This window comes from Silvibacterium sp., assembly GCF_047605705.1.
In the GTDB taxonomy this organism is placed as follows: domain Bacteria; phylum Acidobacteriota; class Terriglobia; order Terriglobales; family Acidobacteriaceae; genus Silvibacterium.
The window spans coordinates 94,575-105,489 of record NZ_JASGFD010000010.1 but is presented as its reverse complement, the minus strand read 5'-3'; the positions used below and the strand labels follow the sequence as shown (position 1 = coordinate 105,489).

Below are 10,915 nucleotides of genomic sequence, written 5' to 3'. Positions count from 1 at the left end.
TACCGCGCTGCTGGCCAGCTTCATGTCCGGCATGGCCGGCAATGTCACGGCCTTCTACACCGTCTGGACCTTGGCCGGGATCAGGCCCTTGCCGAGCGAGGTGGGATCACCCGCGTGCGCGCTTGCCGTCATCGCGGTGGCGTGGCTGGTCACCGCCGGGGTCGCGATGGCGATCAGGCCGGGCAGGATGACGAGGAACGGGAAGAGCATCTTCGGAATCGCGGCGATGAGCGGCACGCGGCGCGCGGACTCTTCGGTATCGGTCGCCATGGCGGTCTGGATCACCAGGAAGTCGGTGCACCAGTAGCCGAAAGAGAGCACGAACGCGAGACCCATGGACAGGCCGAACCACTCCACACCCAATGGGTTGTTGTGTGGGTTCGTCATGCCGTGCCAGGAGTGCATGTACGAGGTCGGCAGCGTGGCCTTGAGGCCGCTCCACCCACCGACATTCTTGAGACCTACCCAAACCAGCGGCGCAAAGCCAGCGACGATGAGGAAGAACTGCAGGACCTCGTTGTAAATGGCGCTGGTGAGACCACCGAGGAAGATGTAGCCAAGGACGATGATTGCCGAGAGGATGATGGCGAAGTGGAAGATCCAGCCCAGCGGCAGGCCGAGATGAATGAAGAGTCCGTCGAAGACGTGCAGAGTCTGGATGAGGCGCGCCATGGCGTACATCGAGATGCCGGAGGAGAAGACGGTCATCACGGCAAAGGAGCAGGCGTTGTAGGCGCGGGTCTTTTCGTCGAAGCGCAGGCGCAGGAACTCGGGCACCGAGCGGGCTTTTGAGCCGTAGTAGAACGGCATCATGAAGACGCCGACGAAGATCATCGCGGGGATGGCGCCGATCCAGTAGAAGTGACTGGTGGCGATGCCGTACTTGGCGCCCGAGGCGCCCATGCCGATGACTTCCTGCGCGCCGAGATTGGCGGAGATGAAGGCGAGACCGCAGATCCAGGCAGGCAGGCTGCGCCCGGCCTGGAAAAAGTCCTTGCTGGTCTTCATGAAGCGCTTCAAGGCAAAGCCAATGCCTAGCACGAACACGAAGTACAGCAGCATGATGAGCCAGTCGATAAGTGTCAGGTTCACGTCTACTCTCAGCCCCACAGAATTTGAGCGGCGCGGTCAGAAGGGATTCGGGGATCTGCCGGCCATAGGCATAGTACTGCGGCAGCTCTCGCACAGCCGAGCGCAGACGTGCCGGAAACAGGCTGAGGATGGGTCAACCGTTAGGGAGCGACGCAGGATCGGGCAGGGTCAAGCTGGCGCAGTGCCTTTCGCGTCAATGTACACGGTTTCATCAATCCTCGGCAAACGGAATCAGGAAAGCCCTGTCCGATGCCTCCGGCCGGCTGACGACTCAGGCAGCGAGTGTCAGGGAGCGGGTGTCAATTCACGGGTATCAGGCAAGGAGCCAGTCGTACTGATCGTCCGTGAGCGGGACGACGGAGAGACGGAACTGGCGGAACATGGTTGAGCCGTGGAATACCGGGGCTTCGCGGATCTCGGCGAGGGGCTTTTCACGCTTCAGGCGCTTCCCTACCTTGAGGCGGACGAGCGGGGTTTTGCCGTCGGCCGGATCGAGCGCAACGGACAGAACCGTAGCTGTGCCGATGGCGGCTTTGCCGATGTTGGAGTGGTAGATGATGCACTTTTCCCCGCGCTTCATGTTGCGGAGAGTCTGGAGTGCCTGGTTGTTACGAATGCCGTCCCAGATGGTTTCGCCATCGCGGAGGAGATCGTCGTAGCTGTACTTGTCTGGCTCAGACTTGAGGAGGTAAGGCATAGAAAACTCAGTGTATCGCGCTGGAGACTGAGAGACTGGCCAGATACCGAGCGCCCTATTTGCATGAGGACCGCGTGACTATGCGCATCCCTTCCGCGCAAAGACGCAAAGCGCGCAAAGCTCCGCAAAGAAAACCGGGGAAGCAGAAACTATCCCGGTGCCCCATGTCTCGACTCCGAAACGTGGGCAGTCACTGTCCTCAATCGTTCCGCACGTCATTCTGCACTATGGCCGGCCTCCGCACGGGCCGCGACCAGCGGTCTCAGCGCAGCATCCGCATTCTTCCATGCGTCGAAAAAGGCGGAGTAGTCCCGATGCGCGGCGACCTGATCGCCAGCCAGGTTTTCCGCACGGGCGAGGCCGAGCAGGCTGAGCGGCAGCGCCACATTCATGCCCGGCTGCTGTGAGAGCACGAAGATGCTGCGGCTGGAGACCGGGATACGGAATGCCGCGGCAGCCTCGGTTCCCTGCTTCAGATCCAGATACGCGAGGCCGCGCAGATAACTCGAGATGCCGAGGGTCTCGTAGCCTTCCGCGACGCCGAGCGCATTCAGAGCCGCGTCGGGCTTATGGTGCTGGAGCTCGATGGCGGCGGCGATGTCCGGCAGGTAAACGTGGTTGATGAGCGTGTCCTGCGGATAACTCTGTGCGAGCGAGGCCTCGATGGCCTGTGCCTTCGTCGCATCGCCACAGAGCGCATAGGCGATGGCGGCGGTTCCCTGCATGAAGCGGTCGCGATCGCGACGCATGGCGAGGTCGAGCGCCGCGCCGGAGCCGTCACAGCGTTGCGCCAGTGCGGCGTCGAGGCTGCGCTGCGCGATCATCATGGCCGTGGCATTCTGCATGCCCTGCTGCTCGAGCTGGCGCACCGCGCGCTGCCAGTCGTCCCCGGCCCGGGCGAAGCGGCCCTCCGTCTCATCGAGCAGCGCGGCCTGCGAGTGGACTAAGAAACCGTCGGTGCGGTCGCGCGCCCATTCGAGCTGACGTTCGACTTCGACGCGATCACCGGTGAGCCATGCGGTGAAGATCCATGTGCCGCGAATGGAGCCGTCGTCGGCGAGGCCGAGCGAGGCGGCCTTCTCGTAGAGAGCCTTTGCCTCGCTGAAGCGGTTGAGCGCCGTGAGTGCGAGCAGCGCGTTCACATAGCCCGAACCCTTCTGCGGATTCATCACGATCGCCTTCTGCGCCTGCTCCCAGGCTTCCGGATATTTCCCGAGGGTCAGGTAGGCGACGGAGAGATCGGTCGGCGCGAGCGGCTCATGCGGATAATTCTGAGCGTAGAGGCGTAGCGCGTCGATGGCCTCCGGCAGGTCCCCGGAGACATCGAGCGAATACTGGATGCGGATGTAAAGCCGCTCCCGCTCGCTGACCTTGCTGGAGAGCGCAAAGGCATGGGAGATGGCGGCATTGCCCTCGCTGGGGCTGCCGACGGCAACCTGCGCGACACCCAGGCGCGCGTAGGCCATGGCGAAATCGGGATCGATTTCCGTAGCGTGCTGGTACTCGTGAATGCTCTGGGCGAAGTTGGCGCGGGCCAGCTCGCGCTCGCCTGCGGCGTAGGCGCGAAAGGCCTCCGCCGAGGCGGTCGTCGCGGGCTGGATCTCGCTGAGCGGTACGGGCTCGGCGGCGAGCACCTCCTCCATGTGCCCGCGCAGTTCCTGGGCAGCGCTGCGGAGCGCGGTGAGGACGTGATTTTTCCCGTCGGCCTGGGCCTGCGCGCGGGCGAAGACCTCGCCGGTTGCCGGACGCTGCGCCTCGAGCGTGACAAGGTAGTCGCTTCCGATGGCGGAGATCGTGCCATTGACGACCGCGGCATCGCTTTCGCGTTCGGCAATCTCCCGCGTCACGGCCGGTGTGAGGTGCGCGTCGGCTGGCTGGACGAGATAGGCCAGCATGTCATGGAGGCGCGAGTCGCCGACAATGGCAAGCTGCGGCGAGCGGCCGAGCTCGAAGCTGAGAGCCTGACGGAGCGTACCGTCGAAGACCGGATCGCCTGTGCTGTTCCCCAGCTCCGAGACGACGACGGGGTCGGGCTGCGCAACCTTCGGCACAGGGCGGCTGCTCCACCAGTGAAAGACGCCCGCTCCGGCGATAACGAGAAGCAGGACAGCCGCGAGCCCGATCCAGAGACCGCGACGCGACGCACCCGGCCGGGGGAAATCTCTGGCAACGCGGATGCCCCGGGTGAGGCGCGCGGTTGCGGAGCCTCCGGCGGAGAACGCGACCTGCACGTCAAGGAGATCGGCACGGAGATCGGCTGCCGAGGCGTAACGGCGGTCACGATCCCGGGCCAGCGCCTTGAAGATCACGCGCTCGAGCTCGCGGGGAAAGCGCGGCTGGCTGGCGCGGATGGGCGCGGGGTCCTTTGTGAGCAGCGCGGCGAAGATCTCCGCCATGGAGCTGCCGTAGAAGGGCGTGCTGCCGGTGGCCATCTCGTAGAGGACGACGCCGGCGGAGAAGACGTCGGCGCGGGGATCGATGGGCTCGCCACGGGCCTGCTCGGGCGACATGTAGGCGACGGTGCCGAGGGTGGTGCCATCGTCTGTGAGCGTGGCGGTAGCGCCGATCACGATCTCCTCGATGGTGTCGGAGGTGGATGAGGCAAGCGTGGTGCGCTTGGCGATGCCGAAGTCGAGCACCTTGAGGACGCCGTTGCCCTGCTGCATGCGGGTCACGAAGAGGTTGCTGGGCTTGATGTCGCGGTGAAGGAAGCCGCGCCCGTGCGCCTCCGCCAGAGCCGCACAGAGCTGAATGCCGTAGTCGACGAGGCACTCGACGCTCAGGGCATGGCCGTTGATGACCTGCTTGAGCGTGCGGCCTTCGAGCAGCTCCATCACGAGATAAGGCTGGCCGTCCTGCTCGCCGACGTCGTAGATGGTGCAGATGTTCGGATGGTTGAGAGCCGAGGAGGCGCGGGCTTCGCGCATGAAACGGTCCCTGGATGCAAGGGTAGGCGAAGCGGAAGTAGGCGTGCCCTCACTGAGGAAGTTGTCGGCAACGACCTTGAGAGCCACGTCGCGGTTCAGACGGCTATCGCGCGCACGATACACCAGCCCCATGCCGCCATGGCCGATCTCTTCGACAATCTCGTACGGACCGAATCTGGTGTAAGTGTGCATACTCCATGGGGGGAGTGGAGGGGTGTGAGCGCTTCAAGCGGGACCCAACCATCTTAGACTGCGAGCGGGCGCAGCGACAGACGCATTTCGCTCCATCCGCATTCCTTTACACTGGGCCATCATGAGTTCCGCTGCGGAAATGATCGTCACACCGGTGACGCTGACGGGAAAGCTCGTACAACTGGAGCCGATGACCGAGGCCCATTGCGAGGAGCTGGCCGAGGTCGCCCTGGAACCTTCGATCTGGCGCTGGATGCCGGTCAAGGTGGAAACAGCGTCGCAGCTGCGCCAATGGATGACACAGGCGCTCGCGCAGGCGACAGCAGGCAGGGTTCTCCCGTGGGTCTCGCGATCGCTGGCCGATGGACGGCTGGTGGGCTCGACACGCTTCATGGATATCGACACACGCAATCGCGGGCTTGAGATCGGCTCGACGTGGGTGGCGCCGGCGTGGCAGCGGAGCGGGCTCAACGTGGAGGCCAAGCTGCTGCAACTGACGCATGCCTTCGAGACGATGGGGGCGATCCGCGTGGCGCTGAAGACGCACCATGAGAATCAGCGCTCGCAGACGGCGATTGCCGCGCTGGGCGCGACCCGCGAGGGTGTCTTCCGCAACCACATGATCCAGCCGGATGGCAGCATTCGCCACACGGTGTGGTTTTCGATCACCCGGGAAGAATGGCCGGGAGTGCGGGAGAAGCTCGAGGCGAGACTGCATGTCCCCCACCCAGGCCAACAAAAGGCTTGAATGGGCCACCACCGGACGTGTGCCGTCGCGACACGATTCTGCTACAAACGAAGCGGGAGTGCATCAAAAGAACGTGTCTCGCTTCGCTGAACCCCTGACCCGCCTGATCGAAGAGTTGCGCAAGCTGCCCGGCATCGGCAGCAAGAGCGCCCAGCGGCTTGCTTTCCATATCCTGCGCGCCAGCGCCGAGGACGCCGAACTGCTGGCGGCGGCAGTGCGCGAGGTCAAGGCCCAGCTGCAGCTCTGCTCGGTATGCAACAACATCACGGATGTGGACCCATGCCTCTACTGCAGCAGTCCGTCGCGAAACCAGCACCTGGTGTGCGTGATCGAAGAACCGACCAACATCTCTACCGTGGAGAAGACGCGCTATAACGGCGTCTACCACGTGCTGCACGGGACGCTTTCGCCGCTGCACGGCGTGGGACCGGACCAGCTGCGCATCGCAGGCTTGCAGACGCGTGTGGCGAGCGGCGATGTGGAAGAGGTGATCCTGGCCACGTCGCCGACGGTCGAAGGCGAAGCGACGGCACACTACATCGCCGACCTGCTGCGCGGCTCGGGCGTACGGCTGAGCCGGATCGCAACCGGGGTGCCGGCGGGCAGCGATATCGAGTACGCCGACGAGGTGTCGATGTCGCGGGCGATGGAAGGACGGCGGGAGATTTAAATCGCAGGAACCTGCAACAAGGTTCCCTACCTCGGAACACCCTCGATGTGCGAGCCGAACCGCAGGTTCCTCCACTGCGCGAGACAAAACACCGTCTCGCTCGGGTCGGAATGACAAGCTTTTTGAAAAGATGTTCAGCTTGTGCCGTTAAGAATCCAGCGCACGACGAGGCGCAAAAAACTCGGCCGGAGCGAAGTGCTCCGGCCTGGAAGTTTTAGGTGACCGAACCGGTTATGCGCGCAGGCGAGCGAGAAGGTCCTGCGGATGAACGGGCTTGGCTAGAATCTCGAATTCGTGGCCCTGCACGCGGGCGCGGTCGAGAAGATCCGCGGTGGCCGCCTGGCCGGAGAAGAGAAGGATCTTGCACGAGGGCAGGAAGCTGCGAATCTTGATGGCGGCGTCGATGCCGTTCAGGTCCGTCATGATGACGTCGCTGATGAGCATGTCCGGGGACCATTCCTTCGCCGACTCGACGGCCTTCTCGCCGCTGTACACGGCGCGGGCTTCAAAACCACTCTGATTGAGAATGATGGCCAGGGTATCGGCAATCACACGTTCGTCGTCAGCTACCAGCACCTTGGGTCTTGCCTTGGTTTCGGGCATTCGCTCTTTTTCTTCGCTTTCTTGGCTTGGATCAATCTGAAGACGTTGGTCTTCTATCAAAATCGCGGATCGAGTTTCGAGCAACGTGCGCGCGAACCGAACACAATCCTCTGCGTGTTCGTCTGCCGCCCGGTTTTCGGACCCGAGCACAGACTCTTCTGATGATACCCTGTCCGCAGGAGGATGCTTCATTCTCCTGCAATCAAAAGAACTTACAATAAGCAGCAGACAAAGCTGCAACGCCCCGGAAACTCTGCCTCCCGGACGCGGAGACGGTCTCCCAAAGCCTTGATCGCACCCGATCCTGCCGTTTCTCTTCCGGTCTTCTTCCAGCCCGTGGGCTGGCCCCGTTAACGGGATTATTTTTCTTTCGAAATGGACTTTAGCGATGGCCGAACCGATCATTCGCGCGCAACAGGTGGAGAAGTTCTACTCCCAGCCCAGCGAGAACCGCATCCAGGTGATCTCGCCGACCGACCTGTCCATTGTTCCGGGGGAAATCGTAGCGCTGCTTGGGCCATCGGGATCCGGCAAATCGACTCTGCTGCGCATGATGGCTGGGCTTTCTCAACCCTCCGCGGGTGAGGTGTACTGGCACGGGAAGCCGATTTCGACGGTCCAGATCAACGTATCGATCGTCTTCCAGAGCTTCGCGCTCTTTCCCTGGCTCACGGTTCTCGAGAACGTCGAGGCGCCTCTGAAGGCGCGCGGCATGGCCGCGGCGGAACGGCGTGAGCGCAGCCTCAAGATCCTGGACACGGTCGGTCTCGACGGCTTCCAGGCCGCCTATCCGAAGGAGCTTTCGGGCGGCATGCGCCAGCGCGTGGGTTTTGCGCGCGCCCTGGTCGTCGAGCCGGAAGTGCTGTTCATGGACGAGCCTTTTTCGGCGCTCGACGTGCTGACGGCGGAGAACCTGCGCAGCGAACTGCTGGAACTCTGGCAGAAGAAGACCATTCCGACGCAGGCCATCTTCATCGTGACCCACAACATCGAGGAAGCGGTGCTGCTGGCGGATCGCATCATCGTGCTGGGGCGCAATCCCGGGCACGTGCGCACAGACTTCAAGGTGACCAACCTCGTTCATCCGCGCGACCGTAAAAGCCCGGCCTTCACGCAGCTGGTCGACTACATCTACAAGGTGTTGACGCGGCCCGATGTGTCTCCGGCCGAGGTCCCGAGCCTGCAGCCGGGGCGGCGCGTCCGCGACCAGCGCCAGATGCACTACGAGATGCTGCCGCACGCGCGGCCGGGCGGCATCGCCGGCCTGCTGGAGCTGATCATCGACCTCGGCGGCAAGGCCGATATTTATAAGCTCGCCGACGAGCTGGCCTTCGAGATCGACGACCTACTGCCGATCGTGGAAGCGTCGAGCCTGCTGAAGTTCCTCAAGGTCGAGGAAGGCGATGTGAACATCACGCCCGATGGCCACGAGTTCGCGGAGTCGGAGATTCTCAGGCAGAAAGAGCTCTTCCGCAAGGCTGCGGTGGAGAACGTCCTGCTGCTGCGGCAGATCACACGTGCGCTCAACAACAAGACCGACCACACGGTGCCCGAAGAGTTCTTCCTCGACATGCTGGACGAGCAGTTCAGCGAAGAGGAGACGCAGCGCCAGCTGGAGACGGCAATTAACTGGGGCCGCTACGCCGAGCTGTTCGACTTTGACGCGGGCAAGCGCCGGTTTGTCCTCCCCGATGTAGAAGAGCCGGTAGAGACCACCGAAGAGGTGACCTCCGAGTGAAGACGCGCAACTACACCTTCTCCCGGGAGCTGGTGATTGAGCGCAGCTGGCCCTTCTTTATGGACCTGACGGTCGCTGTAGGACTGTTGGCCGGCTTCTACGCCATCCTGTGGATCGCGAAGTTCTGGTTCAGCGGCGCGATTCCCGAGGTCCAGATCTATCGCTCGCCGTCGCACCTGCCGCTCTACGCGTTCTATTCGACGGTCCGCATCTTCGTCGCCTACCTGCTGAGCCTGGGCTTCGCCATCGTCTACGGCTACACGGCGGCCTATAACAAGCGGGTCGAAGCGCTGATGATCGCGATCCTCGACATCCTGCAATCGATCCCGGTGCTGAGCTTCCTGCCGGGCGTCATGCTGGCGATGATGTCGCTCTTCCCTTCCCGGCAGATCGGCATTGAGCTGGGCGCGATCCTGCTGATCTTTACCGGCGAAGTCTGGAACATGGCGTTCAGCTTCTATAGCTCGCTCAAGAGCATTCCGCGCGAGCTGCACGAGGCGTGCAGCATCAACCGCTTCTCGCGCTGGCAGCGGCTCTTTCAGCTGGAGCTGCCCTTCGCAACCATCGGCCTGGTGTGGAACTCGATGGTCTCGGTGGCCAGCGGCTGGTTCTTCCTGATGGTCTGCGAGATGTTCCCGGTAGGCAGCCGGAACTTCCGCCTGCCCGGTCTCGGGTCCTACCTGCAGACGGCGGCGGCGAACGGCGACACGATGGCGATGATCTATGGACTGATCACCATGGTCCTGATCATCGTGATGACCGACCAGTTGCTGTGGCGGCCCATCATTGCCTGGAGCGACAAATTCAAGTTCGAGAACGTGGAAGCCTCGGTGCGGGTCACCTCTCCGGTGCTGCACCTGCTCCGCAATTCCAACCTGCTGGCCACGCTGCACCGCACCACATTCACGCCGATCAGCGAGAGCTTTTACCGGCGCGTGGCGCAGCGGAGCGAACGGCGCTTCACGCTGGAAGCCGCCAGCCCGAGCCGCAGAAAGCCAGGCTCCGCCGTGCTCCTCATCGTGGTGGGCATCTTTGCCGGAGCGGCGATTGTGTATGCCGCAGTGCGCGCCATCCTGCTGCTGCATAACATCCATGGCAACGAGGTCGTGGCGCTCTTTGAGGGCGCGGGTATGACCTTCCTGCGTGTGAACCTCTCGCTGCTGCTGGCTTCGGCCTGGACGATTCCGGTGGGCGTGGCCATCGGCTTCCATCCGAAGCTCGCCAGCATCACGCAGCCGCTCGCGCAGATCGCGGCGTCGTTTCCGGCGACCGCCCTGTTTCCTGTCATCCTGCTGGCGCTTACGCACGTGGGGCTGGGCCTCGGCATCGGATCGGTGGCGCTGATGATGCTCGGCACGCAGTGGTACATCCTCTTTAACGTGATTGCCGGAGCCATGGCCATCCCCTCCGACCTGAAGGAAGTGGCCGACATCTTCCACTTCTCCAGCCTGCAGCGCTGGAAGACGGTAATCCTGCCGGGCATCTTCCCGTTCCTGATTACCGGCCTGGTTACGGCCTCGGGCGGCGCGTGGAATGCATCGATTGTCGCGGAGTACTTTCAGCTGAAGGACAAGACGCTGACGACCACCGGCCTGGGATCGCAGATCAGCGCGGCCAGCAACCAGGGGCATTTCCCCATCCTGCTGCTGGCGACGATCATCATGGCGCTGATGGTAGTGACGATCAACCGGCTGGTGTGGCGTCCGCTCTACAGGCTGGCGGAGACGAAGTACCGGCTGGAAGGCTGACCGTCCCACCGTCTGATGGTTCGCCGTCCGGACTGCGCCGCTCTGGTATTCTCGCTGCGCAATCGGAACGGAGGGCAACCATGCCTGCTTTCCCCTACTCGCTCACTCCCTGGCTGAATGTCCGGGACAGCCTGCGGGCTCTGGATTTCTACAAGAATGCCTTTGCGGCCGAGGAGCGCTTCCGTCTCGATAACGAAGCGAGCGAGGTGGTGGCCCGGCTGGCGATCCACGGCGCGGAGTTCTGGCTCTCCGAAGAATCGCCCGGATACGGGAATTTCAGTCCGGAAAGCATTCTGGGCTGCTCCGTGCGGCTGATCCTGTCCGTCCCGGACCCGGATGAAACCGTGGCCCGCGCAGTGGAGGCCGGTGCGGAGCTGGTCTGTGCCGTGACCGAAGACCACGGCTGGCGCGTCGGGCGCATCCAGGACCCCTTCGGTCATATCTGGGAGATCGCACGTCCTCCTCAAGGCTGAACGGTGAGCGGCCGAGCTATTGCGACC

The 10,915-nt window shown here is 63.2% G+C and carries 8 protein-coding genes and 1 pseudogene; 5 read left to right on the top strand and 4 right to left on the bottom strand.

Annotation, left to right across the window (positions count from 1 at the left end):
* Positions 1 to 66: 66 nt before the first annotated feature.
* From QM649_RS05735 to QM649_RS05725, 3 genes and pseudogenes are all read right to left on the bottom strand, one after another.
* Positions 67 to 1,092, bottom strand: a pseudogene (locus QM649_RS05735) (sodium:solute symporter family transporter); the annotation flags it as partial.
* A 313-nt stretch (positions 1,093 to 1,405) separates the two neighbouring features.
* Positions 1,406 to 1,789 carry an EVE domain-containing protein gene (locus tag QM649_RS05730; protein WP_415198061.1) on the bottom strand — a complete coding sequence of 128 codons (384 nt, stop codon included), beginning with the start codon at positions 1,787 to 1,789 and terminating at the stop codon, positions 1,406 to 1,408.
* A gap of 215 nt (positions 1,790 to 2,004) precedes the next feature.
* Entirely contained in the window at positions 2,005 to 4,908 is a 2,904-nt protein-coding gene (locus tag QM649_RS05725) for a protein kinase domain-containing protein (RefSeq protein ID WP_415198060.1), read from the bottom strand.
* Positions 4,909 to 5,029: 121 nt separating this feature from the next.
* Between QM649_RS05725 and QM649_RS05720 the strand changes: the two genes are divergently transcribed.
* Both QM649_RS05720 and recR read left to right on the top strand, forming a co-directional pair.
* Complete coding sequence (locus QM649_RS05720; protein ID WP_415198059.1) at positions 5,030 to 5,656, top strand: GNAT family N-acetyltransferase; 627 nt, start codon at positions 5,030 to 5,032, stop codon at positions 5,654 to 5,656.
* Positions 5,657 to 5,729: 73 nt separating this feature from the next.
* The gene (gene recR / locus QM649_RS05715) at positions 5,730 to 6,326 is read left to right on the top strand and encodes a recombination mediator RecR (RefSeq protein WP_415198058.1); all 597 of its coding nucleotides are present in this window, start codon (positions 5,730 to 5,732) and stop codon (positions 6,324 to 6,326) included.
* 231 nt (positions 6,327 to 6,557) lie between these two features.
* Here the strand turns inward: recR and QM649_RS05710 are convergent, their stop codons facing one another.
* Positions 6,558 to 6,929: a response regulator transcription factor gene (locus QM649_RS05710; RefSeq protein WP_415198057.1), complete on the bottom strand. Its 372-nt coding sequence runs from the start codon at positions 6,927 to 6,929 to the stop codon at positions 6,558 to 6,560.
* Positions 6,930 to 7,317: 388 nt separating this feature from the next.
* Here QM649_RS05710 and QM649_RS05705 point away from each other — a divergent pair, with 388 nt between their 5' ends.
* The 3 genes from QM649_RS05705 to QM649_RS05695 all read left to right on the top strand — a co-directional run bounded on the left by QM649_RS05705 (position 7,318) and on the right by QM649_RS05695 (position 10,888).
* Positions 7,318 to 8,667: a nitrate/sulfonate/bicarbonate ABC transporter ATP-binding protein gene (locus tag QM649_RS05705; RefSeq protein WP_415198056.1), complete on the top strand. Its 1,350-nt coding sequence runs from the start codon at positions 7,318 to 7,320 to the stop codon at positions 8,665 to 8,667.
* A complete protein-coding gene (locus QM649_RS05700) occupies positions 8,664 to 10,415 on the top strand; it encodes an ABC transporter permease (RefSeq protein ID WP_415198055.1) in 1,752 nt (583 codons plus the stop codon). Before QM649_RS05705 ends, QM649_RS05700 begins: the two co-directional genes overlap by 4 nt.
* Positions 10,416 to 10,495: 80 nt before the next feature.
* Positions 10,496 to 10,888 carry a VOC family protein gene (locus QM649_RS05695; protein WP_415198054.1) on the top strand — a complete coding sequence of 131 codons (393 nt, stop codon included), beginning with the start codon at positions 10,496 to 10,498 and terminating at the stop codon, positions 10,886 to 10,888.
* Positions 10,889 to 10,915: the final 27 nt, after the last annotated feature.